This window comes from Spirosoma oryzae (genome assembly GCF_003002825.1).
Taxonomy (GTDB): Bacteria; Bacteroidota; Bacteroidia; order Cytophagales; family Spirosomataceae; genus Spirosoma; species Spirosoma oryzae.
This window is the reverse complement of record NZ_PVTE01000031.1, coordinates 35306-53640: the sequence shown is the minus strand read 5'-3', so window position 1 is coordinate 53640 and position 18335 is coordinate 35306. Positions and strand designations below refer to the sequence as shown.

Sequence of the window (18335 nt, the reverse complement as noted above, 5' to 3'; positions counted from 1 at the left end):
CAGACCGACGCAATGCCAGCGCCGCGTTTGCCGCAATTCAGGGGTTGAGTTGGTCGAGCAGATTCTGGGCAGCCCGGACATCGTATGCCGTATCGACCGAGTAGCCCGTCGGGGCATGCGCGACGATTTCCTTTACCTGCGCGGCTGCTGGAAGGGCATCTTTCCCGAGACTTTGCAAGACACTCAACGCCTGAAGCCGGCTATGTCGGTTGTCGCTTGTCAGGGCGTTCTTCAGCGTGTCGATAGCCTCGTTTTTCTCACCAAGGCCGTACAGGGCTTCGGCAGCAGCAATCTGCACCGATGGTTCCGCGTCCTGAAGCAGTGTTCGCAGGGCTGCGGTTGCACCGGCTGGTTTCAGAACCGTACAGCCCGTAGCAGCCCAGTACCGCACGACCGGATTAGTGTCGGTCAGGCGCTGGCGAAGTTCGGTAGTGTCAGTAGGGTTCCGGGCGGATGCCAGCGTAGCGGTTTCAATGACCCGATTGAGGTTGTAGCTGCCCTGCCGGGCGTAGTCGTACAGGGGTGTCTGATCGGCGATTTTCGACAGCATGGCTTCGGGAATAAAGCCCACGTCCTGACTTTGCCGGAGCCACTGATCGTTGGCCTTACGCAGGCGAAGCAACTCGCTTGTATAGCGGGCGTCGGCTGCCAGATTGTGGATGTTATCGGGATCAGCGGTCACGTCGTAGAGTTCCTCCGCCGGTTTGGCCTGCCAGAAGCGGGACTGCACGTCATTCAGTCGCCCCGCTTTGTAGTCCGCTTCCCACGAGCGAATCGAGGGGGCCTGCCACAGGTAATTCAGGTGTTGACCGTAAATCTTATGCGGCAGGTAGTTGCGGATATAGCGGTATTTTTTGTCCCGCACGGACCGTGACAGATCAATAGCTTCGTCCATCCGGCCCCGGAAGCCATAGGCATAGCTGCGCTCCGGTTTTTGCTGCTTGCCCAGAAACGCCTGTCCCTGCATGTAGCCCGGAATCGGAATGCCGGTCAGGCTCAGGATCGTCGGGGCGAAGTCGACGAACGTAACCAATTGATCGGTCTGCGAACCCACCTGCTGTTTGGCCAGGTGAGCGTATTTTTTCGGCAGGTGAACAACCAGTGGGACGTGCAGCCCCGATTCGTACATAAACCGCTTGCTGCGCCCCAGCACCCCGCCGTTATCTGCGTAGTAAAATATAATGGTATTGTCGGCCAGCCCCGCATCAGCCAGTTCCTTCAGCAGTTTACCGACCTGCTGATCCATCGTTTCGACCTTGTCGTAATACTGCGCCCAGTCGTGTTTGAATTCGGCGGTGTGGGGGTGATAGGGGGGGATTGGCGCTTTCTCCGGGTCGTGGTGCAGTGCTGGCAGGGGTTTGTGCAGGCTACTCTCGTGCGACACGAACAGATTGAACACCGCAAAGAAGGGCTGACTGGGTTTCCGCTTTTTGTACGTCGCCGAATCGCTCGACTCGTCCCAGGCGTCGACCTGATCGATCATGTTGTAGTCCTTCTTCGAATTGTTGGTCGTGTAGTAACCGGCTTCCCGCAGATACCGGGGGAAGAACTTGACGAACGACGGTACCGGATACGTACTCCGCATGTGCTCGGTACCCAGCGACGGTGGGTACATACCCGTAATCAGCGTGTTGCGCGACGGGGCGCAGACGGGAGCCGTCGAAAACGCGTTTTTGTACAGAATACTCTGTTTCGCAAACTGATCGATGTTGGGCGTAGTCGCGTACGGGTTGCCGTAACAGCCAATCAGCGAGGTGTTGTTGTCTTCACTGACGATCCAGAGGATGTTGGGTCGGTCGGTGGGCTGGGCCGCTGCGCGAAGAAACCCTAGTACCAGCACAACCGCGACGTATTGCGTTAACCGTATCATAGTATTCCGTTTTTAGGTAGGCTGTCAATGGGTCTTATTTAAGCTGGTGCCAGTCGACAACCCCTACTTTTGTAGACCAGACGGTGTGTTCATTCGCCAGTTCCGCTACCAGTTGCGGGTAGTTCGACGCCAGATTGCGCGTTTCGGTCCGGTCGGCGTTCAGGTCGTACAGTTCCCAGGGCTTGTCGATTTCTGCCACGAGTTTCCAGTTTCCTTTGCGTACCGCCCGACTTCCTTCATGTTCCCAGAAAAGTGTTTCGTGTCCGCTGAACGGTTTGTTGTCGAATAGGGGGAGTAGGCTCTTTCCTTCCAGTGGGGTTAGCGGTTTGTTCTGAAAAACAGCCGGGTAGGTGATGCCCGCCAGACTTAAGCAGGTGGGCAATACATCGATCAGGTGCGTAACCGATGCGCCTACGGTACCTGCCTTGATCAGTCCGGGGCAGTAAGCGATGAACGGCGAGGCAATGCCCCCTTCGTGGGTGTTTTTCTTGAAAAGGCGAAACGGTGTGTTACTGACGTTGCCCCAGGGTGGATCGTAGCTGTCGATCGACGCAACACTACCGGGTGTCCCCCTCTTCTGCGTAACGTAATCCCACTGCTGCACCTCATCGGCGCTTCCGCCGTTGTCTGACATGAACAGAACAACCGTCTGCCGGTCTTGCTGAGTAGTCTTCAATCGGGTGAGAATAGCGCCAATGCTGCGATCCATGCGGTCGATCATGGCGGCATAGATGGCCATGCGCAGCGCCCATTTTTCCTGCTCGGCGGGCGACAGCGATGACCAGTCCGGAACGTCGGCGAACCGGTCGGACAGAGGCCATTCCTTTCGAATAAGCCCGGCTGCGATCTGCTTTCGGTACCGGCGCACCCGCAGTGAATCCCAGCCGTCCCGATACCGGTCTTTGTAGCGCGCAATGTCTTCGGGCAGGGCCTGAATTGGCCAGTGCGGAGCTGTGTAGGCTACATACAGAAAAAATGGGTCTTTCCGGTTCAGCGAATCCAGGCTGCGGCAGGCAAAATCAGTGATCGCCTGCGTCAGGTAGCGCGACGTATCCTGCCGCTGAATTTCCTTGTCGCCAACCAGAAACGTTACCGTTCGGCCGTCGTTGTAGAGCGGCTGCGAGTTAAAATAGCTGCTGCCGTTGTTCTGTAACGTAAATGACTTGTCGAAACCACGATTGACGGCCCAGGCCGAAGGAACCAGACCGACATGCCATTTGCCGGAAACGATGGTCTGGTAACCGGCTGTTTTCAGCAGCTGCGCGATCGTTACGCTGTGTTCATTGAGGTAGCCCTGGTACGCCTTCGGCCCTTTGTTCTGAATCATATCGCCGATGCCGGCCTGATGTGGATAAAGGCCAGTCAACAGGGCCGCCCGTGACGGGCAGCACCGGCCACTGTTGTAAAACTGACTCAACTGCAACCCTTCCCGGGCCAGACGGTCGAGGTGGGGCGTCTGAATTTCGGAGCCGTAGCACCCCAGATCGGAAAAGCCCAGATCGTCGGCCAGGATAATCACGATGTTAGGGTGCTTGTCTACCGGCTGTTGCGCAAACAGCCTCGCTGCCGACAGGACCAGCAACAGACAACTTTTGATAACAATAGACCGAGTCATGGTAGGGTAGGCGTCGTTTAGGGGAAATGGGTTAGTTCAGCTGGTCGGATCGAGCGGATACAGTAGTCGGTCAGGCTATTTTCAGCTCGGGTTCGAGTGACGTCAGGCCCGGTGAGACGAGCTGTGGTTCGGGTACCGCGCCAGCGGTCGTTGTGTCCTCCTTTACCATGGGGCCGTTGTGCGCCAGTTCGCTACCCTCCTTCTTCGACTTCAGCAATGGCCACATAAACTGCGCGTACCATTCTTCCTGCTGATACGACGCAATGCCGTACGACCTGGGGTACTGGCGGGTGATCAGCCCCGTACCGAAAATGACGTCCCAGAGGAAGAACATATTGCCGAAGTTGCCTTTGTAGTAGCCTACGCCATCGTCGGTCGAGTCGGCGTGGTGGGCGTGGTGCGTAGCCGGGGTGGAGATGAACCGTTCGAGTACCCAGGCAACAGGGTGTAGCCACTTGGTTTCGTAAAATGGCTTATCCCATGGGATGCTCGAGTGAGCCAGCGTCGTGATAATCGACTTGATACCTTTAACGAACAGCGCCGGATAGCCCAGCCCAACATACACCAGCGCCGTGGTCAGATACGTCTGCGAGAAGAAAAGGGTATACACGATGTTTTGCCGGCTGGCCATCGCCATACCCATGTACGGCGCGGAGTGGTGCGTCCGGTGAAAGCGCCACAGAAACGGTACTTCATGGTGCAGTCGGTGGTACCAGTACTGGGTCAGGTCGTCGGCAACGGCGATGATGGCGAAGCCCCACCAGAACGGTACCCAGTCGAAGGCATTCTTCGCATCAGGTAGTAGGTAGGGTAAAAACTTAAGCCCGAAATAAGCAACCAGCGGCTTGACAACGAGCTTGGGTACGGTGAAGCAGGTGATGTCGAGCAGCATCTCGTTGCGGTTCCAGTGTTTACCGTAAAGTCCGGCTGCGAACTCGATAACGCCGATGAGCAATACCAGTGTGGGGAGCCCCCACGTTCCCAGATTCTCGAAAAGTTGTTCAACGAAATAGATCATGGCAAGGTGGTTTTAGCGATTGATAACTGATTGGTTGGTCGTGGCTCAATAGCGATAGCCTGCCGTTTGCGCCTTCTGCGTTTTTTTTGCCCACGGTCGCTGTCCGGTCAGGTAGAAGGCTGCGAACATCAGCAGTACGGGCAGGGCGTAGAGAAACAGGCTGAGCAGGGCGTTCCGGACAATGCGCCGGGCGATTCTGGGTTCCATGGTCATGGCTTGTCGTTAGCGGGTTTGGTGAAACGATGCGTTTGTTGATGAAGGCGTGTGCAGCAGTTTTTGCGTCAGGCGGAGGCCGAAAAACAGGATCAGGAAAGGAATCAGGGCAACGAGAACCCCGATCAGTATTTTCCGGATGAGCAGGCTTATGTCGGATAGTGTCATGCTGAAAGGTTGTTTAGTCGTGATCGGAAAGGCGCTAGTAGCCCGGATTCTGGGTCAGCAGGCGGTTGTTGTCGAGTTCCGACTGAGGGATCGGATACAGGCGGTGCTTGTCGGCGGCATTGGTCTTGCCGACTTTTTGCAGGTTGGCGACGAACGTGCTTTTGCCCGACGCGTCTTTCTGCCGGATCAGATCGAACCAACGCTGGTATTCGTAGACCAGCTCCAGCCGCCGGTCCAGGTAGACGGCTTCCCGGAACTGATCTTTGGTCAGGCCTAGCGTCAGGCTGGGCAGACCCGCCCGGTTTCGAACCCGGTTCAATGATTTATAGGCTTTTTCGGTCGGGCCGTTGGCTTCGTTTTCGGCTTCGGCATGCAGCAGCAGCAAGTCAGCATACCGCAGAATGGGAACGTTGGCCGCCGATTCGCTGGTGACCGCCGTCGAGTTCGGGTCCCACCACTTGTTGAAGAAGGGGGTTGAGTCGTTTGCGACGGTGGAATTGGTAATGGGCAGGCCATACTTACGGCCGTTGCTGGGGCTGACAAACGACCGGACGAAGGTGACGTCCCGACGCTTGTCGGCCGACGTGTAGAGCTTGTAGATGCTGTAAAATTTGTCGGTTCCGTTGGTGTAGTAGCGCACCATGTGGGCATAGTTACCCGAGAGGCCGGGAATCGACGACAGGATCGCACGCGGGTTTTCGTTGTTTCCCTGCCCCAGTGAGTTCGACTTAAACTGAGCGGAGAAGATGTGTTCAACCCCGTTTTTGCTGGCGGGCAGAAAAACATCGGCGTAGTTGGTAAACAGGGTGTAGCCATACTTACCGGTCCCCCCATCGGCCGAGGAAAGTACCTCTTCGGCTTTGTTGACCGCGTCTTGATAGTGCGACGTAATGTTCAGTGGGTACGAGGCTTTCGTCAGGTACACCTTCGCCAGCAGCGCTTTCGCTGCACCGGCCGTTGCCCGGCCTGCGTCGGGTGAACTGTACGACGCGGGCAATACGGTCGCTGCTTCGGTCAGATCCTTTTCGATCTGCGCGTACACCTGCGTCGATGCGGTGCGGGCAACGGCATAGTCCGACGCATTTATGTATTTTTGGTAGTCGGTGATGAGCGGAACGTCGCCGTACAGCCGCACCAGGTTGAAGTAATACAGGGCCCGCAGAAATTTAGCCTCCCCGAGTAGCCGTGCTTTCAGGGTTGCGTCGAAACTGATGGCGGGGATTTTTTCGAGCGCCACGTTGGCCTTTTTGATGGCGGCATAGTGCTGTTGCCAGAGTTCGTAGACGCGCAGGTTCGTCGATGAGTGGGCCAGGACAGCCAGCGACCGAACGTCGGGGTTGGTAGCTCCCGGCCCCGGATCTTCGTCGTCGCCGGCCATGTTCATACCCGTGTTGAACAGGGTGTTGTAGGGCGTTTGTACGGAACTGCCGCCCGAGTTCAGCAGGAAATAGACCGCGTTGACGGCATTGAGGGCGTCGGCCTGGGTTTTGTAATACTGCTCTTCCGAAATGAACGCTTCGGGGCTTTCTTTCAGGAAATCGGTGCAGGCGGTAAGCGACAGGATAGTCAGTCCCGCTACCAGGTATGTCTGGAGTTTCATGATTCGTTACGTTTACGGGGCGGGTTATAGTGACAGCGAAAGACCGACCTGGTAGGATTTATTGTTTGGATAGACGCCCGAGTCGACGCCCTTGTTGATGAGCGACTGACCGTTCAGGCTTACCTCCGGATCGTAGCCGGTGTAGTTGGTCCAGGTAGCCGCGTTCTGCGCCGACACATAGACGCGCAGGGTCGATAGTTTGGCCCGGCTGAGCAGCGATTTGGGTAAGGTGTAGCCAAGGGAGACGTTCTTCAGCCGGTAATAGGTTGCATCTTCGATGAAGCGATCCGAGATCGTAATGGCTGGGTCCTGATACGCTGCCTTTACGTCGGTGTTGGTATTGGCCGGTGTCCAGCGGTTCAGCAGATCACTCGACGCGTTGGTGTAGCCCGTGCCGAGTTCCAGGTTGGCCCGGTTGGCGTTGTAGAGCTTGCCACCTACCGACCCCTGCACGAAGATCGACAGGTCGAACCCCTTGTAGTTGAACGTATTGGTTACCCCGAAGGTGAAGCCGGGCTGATTGGCAATAACAATCCGGTCACCGGCCTGCGTAATCACCCCGTCGCCATTGATGTCCTTGTATTTCTGCCCGCCCGGTTTGTTGTTGGCCTGCGGTGTCAGGGCCTGATCACTCGACTGAATGATACCATCGGTCTGGTACACGATGAACGAACCCAGCGGATAGCCGACTTTGGCGATCGATGGCGATGAAATGTCTGGTATGATCTGATTAACCCCCTCGCCGAGGCTCAGGATTTTATTCTTATTATTAGAATAGATCAGAATGGTGTTCCATGTCAACGCCCCCGTCAGGTTGCGGGAATTAATCGATAGTTCGAAGCCCTGATTGGAAACCGCCCCGATGTTCTGGTAAATCGTGGAGGCCTGCCCCCCGTAAAAATTAGACAGCCCAGACGTGCCGGGCACGGTCCGGCTCAGCAGCAGATCGGTGGTTTTCTTGTAGTAATAATCCGCCGTAAGCTGAATCCGGTTGTTGAGCAGACCCAGGTCGATACCGCCGTCAACCTGAAACGTCTTTTCCCAGCCCAGATTCGGGTTCGGTACCGTGTTGGGCGCAAAGCCGGATACCGTCGTGTTGGAAAAGTTGTAGCGGAAGTACCCAAGCTGCGACAGCGACTGGTAGGGCGGGATGTTCTGGTTTCCCGTCAGGCCCGCACTCAGCCGCAGCTTCAGCGTGCTTACATGGCGGACCTGCGAAAAGAACCGTTCATTGCTCACGTTCCAGCCAACAGCGGCCGATGGAAAATAGCCCCATTTGTTGCCCTCGCCAAAGCGCGAGGAGCCATCGGCCCGCAGCGTGAACGTGACCAGATACGTATCGTTATAGCCGTAATTGATCCGGCCCAGATACGAGGCCAGGGACCAGCTGTTGGTAAAGGAGCTGGGCGTACGGTTGGTAATGCCGGTGCCCAGATTGTTGTACGAAAAGGCATCGGTGGCAAATCCGGCCGCTTCGGCCACGGCCCCCTTCGACGTCGACTGCTGCGCTGTGAAGCCGGCAATGGCGCTGATCTTGTGACGCTCGTTGATTTCTTTGTCGTAACTGAGCGTGTTTTCGTTGAGCCAGTTTGTCGTGAATACTGAGCCGACGATAGCATCGCCCCCTAGGCTCTGCCCTTCGGCCGTACTGCTGGGCAGGTAGCGGTTCTGCTTATTGTCGACGATGTCGGTACCCAGTAGCCCCTTCGCTTTCAGGCCGGGCAGGATCGTGTACTCAGCGGTAACGTTCCCCAGTATACGATTGGTAATCGTCTCGTTGAGCTGGTTGTACAGAGAGTTGATCGGGTTCTGCAGGCTCGACTCAAATGGGCTGTTGACGACGAAGGTGCCGTCGTTTTTGTAGATCGGCAGCGATGGGGGCGTCAGCAACAGGTTGCCGACGATTGCCGCCGGAGCTACGTTCGCTTTGACATTACTGGCCGTCAAATTAGCCGAAACCCGGAAGCGGGAATTGTATTCGTGCGCCAGATTGATTCGGCCCGAAAACCGCCGAAAGTCCGTATTCTGTAAAATTCCGTCCTGCTTGAAGTAGTTGCCCGAAATCGCCAGCTGTGTCCGTTCCGAACCCGACAGAATCGAGATGTTGTGGTTCTGAATAGCGGCCTGCCGAAAAGCGGCTGCCTGCCAGTCGGTGCCAACGCCCGACGTATCGAGCGAATAGCCCAGGGCTGCCGATGCGGGCAGGGACGTTGTCTTGCCGGAGTTAGCGGCCGCATCTTTCCGCAGTTGCCACCACTCGCGGGCGTTCAGCAGCGGAATCGTTCGGATAACGCTTTGCACACCGTAAAACGCATCGTAGTTGACCGACGACTTGTTTTTAGACCCGTTTTTGGTAGTGATGATAACCACGCCGTTGGCCCCGCGCGAGCCGTAAATAGCCGTTGCCGATGCGTCTTTGAGCACGTCGATTGTTTCAATGTCGGACGTGTTAATGGACGAGAGCGGGTTGATTTTCGAACCGTTCGTAACCCCCGCGTCGGTCAGTGAGTAATCGTTGTTGATGGGAAAGCCGTCGATTACGTACAGCGGATCGCTGCCCGCCGTAATCGAGTTGTTGCCGCGAATCTGCACGCTAACCCCACCGCCCGGCTGCCCCGAGGTCTGCGTTACGATAGCTCCGGCAATCGACCCCTGCAAAAGCCGTTCGACCGACGCGACCGGCTGCTGGCGAATCGCTACCGGAACTGATGCGATCGAACCCGTAATGTCGCTGCGTTTCTGCGTGCCGTAGCCGACCACAACCACCTCGTTGAGCTGACTGGCGTTTTCTTTTAATTCGACCGCAATCGTGTTTGTCGTCGCCAGAACCTCTTGGGTACTGTAGCCTACGTAGTTGACAACGAGCGTGTAAGGAAGTTTCTGGCCGGTTTTCAGCACGAACTTACCGTCGACATCGGTAGCGGCCCCATTGGTGGTACCTTTGATCTGAACCGTCGCGCCGATCAGCGGTTCTTTCGTTTTTTCGTCGACAATTTTACCCGACAGGGTAGAGTTAATAACGGGAGGGGGCGTCTGTGCCAGAAGCACGAGTGGGCTGAGAAGAATCCCAATCCACAGTAAATACATAAAGCTTTTTTTCATTGCTCTGTACTGGTTAAACTAAAAAATAGGGTCGCACGACAGTCGCGCAAACGACTGCTGCCAATTCAGTTGCCACTGAGCCTTATGGTTGACCAGCCAGTCCTGCTGCTACAGGTCGGACCGCCGATGCGGCTGGCATTTTTTATGGCCATCGGGGGGCTGCTGCTACAGCCATACCGGTCGCCAGTTAGCGAATCACATACTGGAATGCTGCTACAAACCAGTTTGCTTTCGCCCCACCGTTTATTACATCTGCGCTGATCGGACGCAGCGAAATCCTAGATTGTTGCTGGCACTGCCAGGCTCGCCCTTCCCCCGACTGCCCGCCCGGTAGCGCACGCAATACTGGTCGCTACAGAGAAACGAGCCGCCCCGCTGCACATGCTTGACGGTGCCCGGCTCGTCGGGGTCGTAGCTATCGGCAGGGCCTTTCGGATTATGGGCAGGGCTTCGCTGGTAATAGTCCGGGCGGTAGAGGTCGCTGCACCATTCCCACACGTTTCCTTCCATGTCGTATAGGCCGAAGGTGTTGGCGGGATACGTCTGAACGGGGGCCGTCGTGCGGAAGCCGTCTTCGGCTGAATTGGTAGACGGGAAGTTGCCCTGAAACAGATTAGCGACCCATTTGCCGTTGGGTTTCAGGTCGTTACCCCAGTAGTAAGTTGTGCCGGTACGACCGCCACGCGCGGCAAACTCCCATTCGGCCTCGGTGGGCAAGCGTTTGCCGGCCCAGTTGGCATAAGCCACGGCATCGTCGTAGCAGACCTGAACCACCGGTTCGTTGTCTTTCCCCACGATGGAACTGCCGGGCCCCTGCGGATGACGCCAGTTCGCACTGGCTACGTAAGCCCACCACCGTAACGGGTTAGCCAGCGAAACGGGCCGGGCTGGTGGGCTAAACACCGCCGAGCCGGGGATCAGTTTGTCGGGCGACACGCCCGGATAGTCGGCCGGATTCAGCGGGCGTTCGGCGATGGTGATATAACCCGTTGCTTTGACGAACGCTTTGAATTGCGCGTTGGTCACTTCGTGGGCGTCCATCCAGAAGTTGTCGACCGCTACGGCATGAACCGGTTTGGCGTCGGCAAAACCCGTCGACCCCATCCAAAACTGACCGCCCCTGATCAATACCATCCCCTCTGTTCCCGCTGGTGCTGTTGACCCGGTCGGAGTAACTGCCTGAAGAATAGCAGTGCGGGAGGGGAGTTTGCAGAGCGGAGCCTTGCACAGGGTCGCGTTTGCCGCTGCGGCTGGTTCACCCGGCCGCTCATTGATTGCATTCCGTTGCACGAAGGCTACGGTGAGCAGTATTGCGGATGTGTATAGTAATGCTTTCATGCGCTACGAATGCTTACACGCTTACATATCGGCTACAATGCAATCCGCCAGTACCGCGCCGAATGCTTGAAGCTGATATAGGAAAAATGAAAATAATTATGTCTATAGATTTTATAGGTAAAAGATGCGTTTAAAAAAGCATCCATTGAATGCTCAGCGTAGGCTACAGTAGCAGTAGCCGTTTAAAATACCGGCGGCTATTTCCCGACAGCCTGTTCCTTGTTGTTGGCCGCATATGGACCTGTTCTAAGGTGTAAGCCTGCTATAACGTTGCAAAAAGCGGCTTTTCGTGTTGATGAAGTTGTCACAAAGGTATTGATGTGATTTTATCAAAAGCAAATATATTTCACGTTTTGGCTGAAATTTAAAAATTAAATATGGTGAAATGGCCGAAATGTAACTCGAAATAGAAATAGTCTATCGAATAGGCCTAGTTATGATTAAATTTTATTGCTGATAAATAAGACTATTTTGTTACTCGTTTCCTGTTAGGAACCGTGCTAATAGCACCACCTACTAACTGGACAGCCTGCCTCCCCACTCTGCGACACAAATGGGCGCGGCCGAAGGCCGTATTTTTCTATAAAGGAAACCAGTCAAAGTAGACACGGATTTTGACAAGTAGTTGCCTGTTCTTTGTTCAGAAAATGCAAGTAAGGTAATGTTTATTATACGACATGATTGATAAGTTCGCTGATCGCTGGACATTGTGCCAATTTATTAAAACTATTCACCCTCCAGTCCACGCTGGTGCTCTGATAACAGGAAATTTTACATATTTGCCATGCGGCTCGAACTATCGGATTGCTTATGCCCTATGTATTGGGTTTACACCAGCGGGCAGCGCTCAGACAAACAAACGAAACGGATCAGTGTAGCAGAGCGGCTTTACCGGGTTGACGCCCCTTTACAATCGCCAGGTAGCCTCGGCTGGTAGCTTTACCAGCCCCTTTAAGTTCTGCACCCACTGGCCGGCCCTGCGTCGGTTTTTTGTTGGCAAATGCGGCCAGTGGCCGCTAAAGCGAAGGATCACGGAGGGGGGAAGGGTAGGGGTTCTTCCGGGTAGCAATGCCCTGAATGGTAGGTTATCTGCGAACAGTCTGGCATATTTATACAGGTTAGCAACAGGTAGAGCGGATTGTGTAAAGAACTGTTAGTCGACAAAAATTATATGGTTATCTTAGGTGGATTTATCGTCGGTTTTCTGGCTGTTGCTGGAATATTTAAGTTCCTCGGCGGGGCACTTGGGCCCGATATTCCGGTATCGAAGCGTCATCGGTGAGAAAAAGCGTAAGTATGACTTACGCTTTTTCTTTCTATAGAGACTTGATAGACGGGCTAATAATTAGTCTGAGACAGCATAATTCATATGCCCACAAATTACATTATCAACGTAACAACTGAATTCGTAAAAGCTGCCAACGAAATTCAACGGCTGATCGGCTCGATTTCAAACGATCAGCTTGCCAGATTGCTGGGTGTGACGGTCGGAGCAGCCCATAATAAGAAGACTCGGGCTAGATCCTTCTCAGACCCGGAGCTACTACTGCTGGCGCAGCACCTGAAAAAGCAAACGCTTTATCAGCAAATTGATACATACATACGTACATACAGTTTCGGGACGGTTTCAGTGCCCGTTTGGAGAAACTACCCATTGAGCCTGCAGAGCTGGTCAGACGCTGCAATATGCCTCATGGTCTTTACCGGCGAATCAAGAATTCACAAGGCTGGACCACGGACGAACTAGTATGTGTGGGGCAGGCCATCGCCGATGTTATCGATGATATTGGATTAATTCTGCAACCACCCGCTGATAAGGTTCCAGCCGCCGGCGAGTAACTTTATCAGGGGCTATCTACAGTAGCAAAGCCCGGTCATATGGCCGGGCTTTGCTGTTCGATGTAATGAATGCTGATTAGTTTTTCAGGATAATTGATAAGGGTAATTCCTGGGTCTGACCAGCCTGATTCGTTACCATTACGTTAAAGGTATACTTACTTAGTTTTTGGGAGCGGCCGCGTACCCGTAGTTGGGGTGTTAGTGTGTTGAGCACGTAGAGCGAGTCGGCAGGCAGTTCTGTACCGTTCACCGTCAGATTACCCGTCAGGGCCGATAGTGAACGCCAGCGCAGGGTATACACCTGCGTAGTTGTCACCCGCTGCGGTAGGACCGACAGTTTGAATGGCAAACTCTGATTCAGATAGGCCGATCAGGTAGCGTCTCGTTGCTGATCGTAAACGGGAAATCGGTCTGTACAGACAGGTGGTCGACCTGGCAACTGGAGAGTAGCCCGACCAGCAGGCTACCCATCAACAAGTTTTTGACGAACGACATTGAAGCCATCGGATTATAATCGATTAGTTTTTAAAGAAGGAGAAGCGCATGCCAACTAGCCCATATGTCCGAAACTGAGTGAGATTGGAAGAGGGTAGCCAGCGTTCGTGCAGGCCCACAAACAATGCCGTTCGTTCTGTCAGGAATAATTCGCCTTCCAGCCCTAGCTGCATACTGGCGAGAGCCGCCGGCTGCGTCAGAATCGTACCCTCCGCCAATTCCGGTTGATTCTGATTGATACGCTCCAAACCCACGCCCACCAGTGGGGCGATGTAAAAATGGCGTCGATGATCGTGACGTGTAATCGGAGCATAGTCGAAGCTGAGCAGGTGACGCTCGCTGCTGAGAATCTGATCAAGCTGCTGGTACTACTTTATGTCGTATTGGTAGCTTACCTTCCAGTATGTCTCCGTTTCCGTATACCGGCATAAATCCAGTCCGGCAACGTAGCCCCGCTGATCGCCTTTAAGATGAGTCAGCGATGGCCACTGATCAACCACGCCGGCATAAGGTGTCAGCGCCAGTTGGCCTTTAATATGTCGCTGGGCCAGTATAGGGTTGCCCGCTAGCAGGGCCAGCATAATAAGGGTGATGATAGAAAGGCCCATTAATTAGTTCAGTTTATCAGCGTTCATGATGTCGCTATTACGAATGATAAAACTCAGGCTACGACCACCGTTAATTTCTCCAGCCATAATCTTGAGTCGTTTGTTATCCGGGATTGTAAACTTTTGAAAGGCATAAACGCGCTCGACGACCCGTTTTCCAGCGATAGAGCGAATGGCTTCGTTGTAGATGTAAAAGGGCAGAAGTTCGATTTCTTGCGTCGAGGTACGCCGGGGTGTGGTCTTGTCGACCACGAAAAAGCGGACGTAGTCGACATCGTAAGTAATGTTCGATTTGTTTTCCAGAGCAATTTTGTAGTACAGGACGTTGTCTTTGATGAAAACGCTCTTTACCGCTACTTCCATTTTGTTCGCTTCAACACCTAGATGCCGTACGTTGCGCTTTTTCTTCATAATCTCGTTGCAGTTGTAAACCACTTCAGATTGCGTCGCTTTCACGCCCGCGAACTGGATGATACCATCGCGCAGATTGTTGCTGTTGATTTGCTTATTGCGAGCCTGTAGCGAGATCGTTTCGCTGTTGCCGACTTTACTGCCCGCCAGATTGAGGGCCAGTACACCCGGAGATTCGTTGTAGTTGGCCACGAACGAGTAAAACTTGCCATCGGCCGTTATAACTGAGAAGTTTGTTTCGTTGAAGCCTAGCCGGGTCGCCTTCACCTTCAGCACGTTTTCGACTTCTGTCGCCCGGTCAGCGATAATGTCACGGCTACCCAGGTCGACCGAGCGAACTGGGGAATCGAAAATAATGGAAACCGTTTTGTTAAAGGGAAGCTCGATGTAATACGAACCGATTACGCTGTTATCGTTAATTGGTATTTCAGGGGCCATTTTCACGACTACCGGGGGCGGCATATGAACACTCGAATCGGCAGTGGGTACAACCTGAGCCTTAGTCAGGGTGCTACCCAGCAACGATAGGGCAACGGCAGTGGCAAACGCTTTTTCCATGTTTTTAATAGAAATTATAGATACTTGATTGAAAAATTATATTAGACAGAAGCTGACAGACCCCGACGATGAATGGGATTACTGTTGCTCAGTCCGGCCTGGATCAGTCGACTTGAGGTGTATGTAATAATTATTCTTCAGGTGCGCCTTCTGAATGGTCGTTTTGCGCTGAACAAGCTGCCGGGCACCCTGGAGGGCCGCCGTGGCCGCTGAATTACCGACCATCGTAGCCGGGTTAAGGCCAGAACCGCCATACGTGCTGATCTGTATGCCATTCGCGGACTGGCTCAGGGCCTGCCGAGCTTCGGCTTGACCGATGATGTTGGGAACATAAATACCGGGGATACCATCTTCATCGATGACACTCAGGTTAACCGGTAGTTCGTGATTCTGATACAGAATACCACTGATTTTGACGGCTACCCGTTCAGCCTGAAAGCTGCCAATGCCGTAAATGATGGTGTTAGCCGGGATAATCCCCCCCCGTACCCGAAGCGGTTCGAGTAACCGCATCCGCACCCGACCCGAGGAAACCACGTCCTGGTCGCCATACACAACCGCCCGAAACGTACCTACTTCTTTGTCGAGTTGGGCCTGCTGCTGTTTTTTGTTGTCGTCGGTGTAGAGGCCGTAGAATGTATTGTTGCCTTTTTCCCGATCAATGCCGTTCAATGATGAAACCGGATCGGCGGGGTCAGCCCGATCGACTTTGGTTTTGTCCTCCTCGTTCTTTTTGCGGATTTGCTTATCCTTTTTATACTCTTCCAGTAAACTGAGCAGTTTGGCCTGTTGTTGTTTGGCTTGCTGTAGTTCCGCCTGTTGACGGGCCTGTACTTGCGGGTCGACTGCCTGACTGCGTGGGGTGTCGTAACCATTCAGTTGACTATCCCGCTCGCTAAGGCCCATCACCCCGTTATCGTTGCGCTGGTGACTAGGATTGAGCTTGCCTGGTAGACCGCCTGCGCGACTGTTCCGCAGCCGAGTCCGGTTCGTATCGTAGGGCATGGCCATTCCCTGTCGACCCTGGCTGTTGAGATAGCCAACAGGTACGGGCGTCGCTGATTTATCGTACATCAACCGCTCGATGCCCTGGGGGACGTTCGATTGAAAATCGCCGGTAGGCAATCGATTGCTACCATCAGGATTCCCTTCTTGTTGCAAACCTAGTTTGGAGCGATCCAGCGTGTCCGGCCGTGCGGAAGGCACACTGGTATTGAGCGCTGACGGGGTCGTAGCAGGAGCCGCAGCCGTATCCTGCATCAGATAATAGACGATACCCGCTATAGCAATCAGAAAGATGGGCAGTGTGTACAGAAACTTTTTATTCTGAAACAGATCGGCGATAGTTTGTTTTTCTTTAGGTTCCATTGAATGATGGCTGAGCCGGTTAATGCGTGGTTGGTTGAGGGGCCAGCGATGGCAACGTCGTGCGTTGCTGATGCGTATCACCCGGTGTGACAGAGCGTTGAGGGGCTTTATTTAGTCCTTCCATCGGGCGTAATTGAACGCGGGATGAACCGGTTAAACGGGTGACGCGACCAGGCTTGCGGCTACCAAATTCAGATAGACCGCGTATTCCGTCGAGCAGTGAAGGCAAGAAGATCGCCAGTAACAATAGCGTTACCGCAATCAGCTGATATCGGCGTACAAGTAAGGGCTTGGTTTCCCACTGGCGAATCAGGCGTAGACAGCGCCGGTGCAGGCGGAACTGGAGCCGGCGCAGGGGCTCGTGCAGGAGTAGAGCGGGGCGGGCCATCATAAATTGAGTTTGTCTGAGTCAGGTGCACGGTCGATGGTTTCAATATCCCGGTTGTCAAGTACCTTGAATCGTTCGACCATAAAGCCGTGTGGGTTATTATCAGTCCGGGCCACGTCGATCAGGTACCCTTCCACGTCCAGATTCCGGACCGTAACGTTGGTCGATCGGATAAGCACCTGACGTCCCTTGGCCCGGAAGTAGTAGGGCGACTGATCCATCTGGACTTGTATGCCGCTCAGTTCGATTTCGACTTTCTGATGTACGTCACCCTGAATCAGCTGGTTGTAATACCCTTTTTCCTTCAGGTCTGTATAGAGCCGAACAACCGACGCTTTGTTACCCAGATAAGTCGCCTGTTCAATCGACGCATCGATCTGTTTCTCATCGGGTTCCAGCTCGAAGAGCAGCTTGAGAAACGAGCGCACGTGGTCTTTGGCTTCGGCCGGCCGGTTGATATTATGGTCTTGTGCCAACGCCAGCATGATCGACTTGCCGTTGTCCATGACGTAAACCCGCTGACGTGAAGCCTCGACGGAATTGAAAGCCCAGTAAGCGATAACAGCCGCAAACAGCAGTACGGCCACAATAATGGATAGCATAACGATCCGCAACAGCTTGAAGGATGATTCGACGCTACCCAGCGTCCTGAAATAATTGGCATTCATTGCGTAGGTAATTAGTTGAACGGTTAAATCTTGTTGGTTAGTCGACTGCCTAGTGATGCCATGCCCGAACCTGCCTTGCTGGCCATACGGGCAGAACCCATACCAGCACCTGCCACCGAGCCAGCCGCAGCACCAGCCGTCCTGAGACCTTGTTGCAACGAGCCGACAGCACCGCCTGCTCCGGTCGATTCGACGATCCACGAGGCCGCTTTGGGTATCATTAGGTAACCCGCCGTGCCCAGCAGGTAAAAGGCGACCAGGCCGAAATCCAGGGATGTAAACTCGTCAGCTGGGGTATTCTGAAGTTGCAGAATATCCTGACGCAACATGACAATATGAACCTGCTCCAGCATACCCCCCAATAGGTTGGTTAATGGCAGCCACAGCAACAGGTGAATTACCCGGCCCAGCCAGGCGGCCAGCCCGCCGTAGAACCACTCGAAACAGGCAAGCCCGAATGTGATCGGGCCGGTGATGATGAGCACCAGCAGGAAAAACGTCTGGAGGAATTTAATCGCGATACTTGCCGTATCGTACAGGATTTCCCCCAGCCACTTAAGCGCTTCATCGAAATACTTCGATATATAGTATTCCGTAGCGTTACCCAGATACGTTGCCACGGCACTACCCGTCACCCAGCTCGACATTGTATCGTACCAGCTCATTTCACCGTCACCGTTCAGATCCGGGTTAATCTGATATAGGTCGTTCCTACGCTGTTTCAGCAGGTCGTCTTTCTGCTTATTCAACTGCGTAACCGTTGATTGCTGGCTCGTCATCAGCGATTGCGTGCCCTCATCGAGTTTCTGGCTCAGCGAAACGATACCCCCTGACAGGGACGTGTAAAACATCAGGCACAAGGCCAGTGCCACCGGTCGCAACAGGGGAAACACGTCGATTTCTTCATTTCGGGCCATGTGACCCCATATTCGGTAAAACAGGTACATGATTGAGCCGAAGCCCCCCAATGCTTTGCCTAAGTTGATGAACGACGAAGACTGTCCATACATCGTTGTCAGCAGCGTGTCCAGGGCCGACTCAATGGAGTCGGGAGCCATTAACAGAAGTGTCAGCAT

At 54.1% G+C, this 18335-nt stretch carries 18 protein-coding genes; 1 reads left to right on the top strand and 17 read right to left on the bottom strand.

Annotated elements, in window-relative coordinates; genetic code table 11:
• Window positions 1-37 precede the first annotated feature (37 nt).
• The 8 genes from CLV58_RS24345 to CLV58_RS24320 all read right to left on the bottom strand — a co-directional run bounded on the left by CLV58_RS24345 (window position 38) and on the right by CLV58_RS24320 (window position 10924).
• Complete coding sequence (locus CLV58_RS24345) at window positions 38-1870, bottom strand: sulfatase-like hydrolase/transferase (RefSeq protein WP_106140445.1); 1833 nt, start codon at window positions 1868-1870, stop codon at window positions 38-40.
• Window positions 1871-1904: 34 nt separating this feature from the next.
• Entirely contained in the window at window positions 1905-3485 is a 1581-nt protein-coding gene (locus CLV58_RS24340; protein ID WP_106140444.1) for an arylsulfatase, read from the bottom strand.
• Window positions 3486-3555: 70 nt separating this feature from the next.
• On the bottom strand, window positions 3556-4503 hold the full coding sequence (locus CLV58_RS24335) for a sterol desaturase family protein (protein WP_106140443.1): 948 nt from the start codon (window positions 4501-4503) through the stop codon (window positions 3556-3558).
• Between the two features lie 45 nt (window positions 4504-4548).
• Window positions 4549-4710: a hypothetical protein gene (locus CLV58_RS28850; RefSeq protein WP_170108779.1), complete on the bottom strand. Its 162-nt coding sequence runs from the start codon at window positions 4708-4710 to the stop codon at window positions 4549-4551.
• A gap of 15 nt (window positions 4711-4725) precedes the next feature.
• A complete protein-coding gene (locus CLV58_RS28525) occupies window positions 4726-4884 on the bottom strand; it encodes a hypothetical protein (RefSeq protein ID WP_170108789.1) in 159 nt (52 codons plus the stop codon).
• Window positions 4885-4918: 34 nt separating this feature from the next.
• Entirely contained in the window at window positions 4919-6484 is a 1566-nt protein-coding gene (locus CLV58_RS24330) for a RagB/SusD family nutrient uptake outer membrane protein (RefSeq protein ID WP_106140442.1), read from the bottom strand.
• Window positions 6485-6508: 24 nt separating this feature from the next.
• Complete coding sequence (locus CLV58_RS24325) at window positions 6509-9586, bottom strand: SusC/RagA family TonB-linked outer membrane protein (protein ID WP_106140441.1); 3078 nt, start codon at window positions 9584-9586, stop codon at window positions 6509-6511.
• Window positions 9587-9832: 246 nt separating this feature from the next.
• Entirely contained in the window at window positions 9833-10924 is a 1092-nt protein-coding gene (locus CLV58_RS24320; protein ID WP_106140440.1) for a formylglycine-generating enzyme family protein, read from the bottom strand.
• Window positions 10925-12610: 1686 nt separating this feature from the next.
• On the opposite strand from CLV58_RS24320, the gene CLV58_RS28695 reads away from it, so the two are divergent.
• Window positions 12611-12763: a hypothetical protein gene (locus CLV58_RS28695; protein ID WP_211300900.1), complete on the top strand. Its 153-nt coding sequence runs from the start codon at window positions 12611-12613 to the stop codon at window positions 12761-12763.
• 76 nt (window positions 12764-12839) lie between these two features.
• Here CLV58_RS28695 and CLV58_RS24310 read toward each other — a convergent pair whose 3' ends face one another.
• The 9 genes from CLV58_RS24310 to CLV58_RS24280 form a co-directional block, all read right to left on the bottom strand.
• Window positions 12840-13112: a hypothetical protein gene (locus CLV58_RS24310; RefSeq protein ID WP_106140438.1), complete on the bottom strand. Its 273-nt coding sequence runs from the start codon at window positions 13110-13112 to the stop codon at window positions 12840-12842.
• Window positions 13113-13120: 8 nt separating this feature from the next.
• Entirely contained in the window at window positions 13121-13267 is a 147-nt protein-coding gene (locus tag CLV58_RS28520; protein WP_170108788.1) for a hypothetical protein, read from the bottom strand.
• Window positions 13268-13281: 14 nt separating this feature from the next.
• The gene (locus tag CLV58_RS24305) at window positions 13282-13518 is read right to left on the bottom strand and encodes a conjugal transfer protein TraO (RefSeq protein WP_170108787.1); all 237 of its coding nucleotides are present in this window, start codon (window positions 13516-13518) and stop codon (window positions 13282-13284) included.
• A 108-nt stretch (window positions 13519-13626) separates the two neighbouring features.
• Entirely contained in the window at window positions 13627-13866 is a 240-nt protein-coding gene (locus CLV58_RS24300; RefSeq protein WP_106140436.1) for a hypothetical protein, read from the bottom strand.
• 3 nt (window positions 13867-13869) lie between these two features.
• On the bottom strand, window positions 13870-14835 hold the full coding sequence (gene traN, locus CLV58_RS24295; protein WP_106140435.1) for a conjugative transposon protein TraN: 966 nt from the start codon (window positions 14833-14835) through the stop codon (window positions 13870-13872).
• A gap of 78 nt (window positions 14836-14913) precedes the next feature.
• On the bottom strand, window positions 14914-16203 hold the full coding sequence (gene traM, locus CLV58_RS24290) for a conjugative transposon protein TraM (protein ID WP_106140434.1): 1290 nt from the start codon (window positions 16201-16203) through the stop codon (window positions 14914-14916).
• Window positions 16204-16222: 19 nt separating this feature from the next.
• On the bottom strand, window positions 16223-16594 hold the full coding sequence (locus tag CLV58_RS28185; RefSeq protein ID WP_146141530.1) for a hypothetical protein: 372 nt from the start codon (window positions 16592-16594) through the stop codon (window positions 16223-16225).
• Entirely contained in the window at window positions 16591-17259 is a 669-nt protein-coding gene (gene traK, locus CLV58_RS24285; RefSeq protein WP_106140433.1) for a conjugative transposon protein TraK, read from the bottom strand. Before traK ends, CLV58_RS28185 begins: the two co-directional genes overlap by 4 nt.
• Before the next feature lie 23 nt (window positions 17260-17282).
• Window positions 17283-18335, bottom strand: coding sequence for a TraJ family protein (locus CLV58_RS24280; RefSeq protein ID WP_106140432.1), 1053 nt, complete (start codon window positions 18333-18335; stop codon window positions 17283-17285).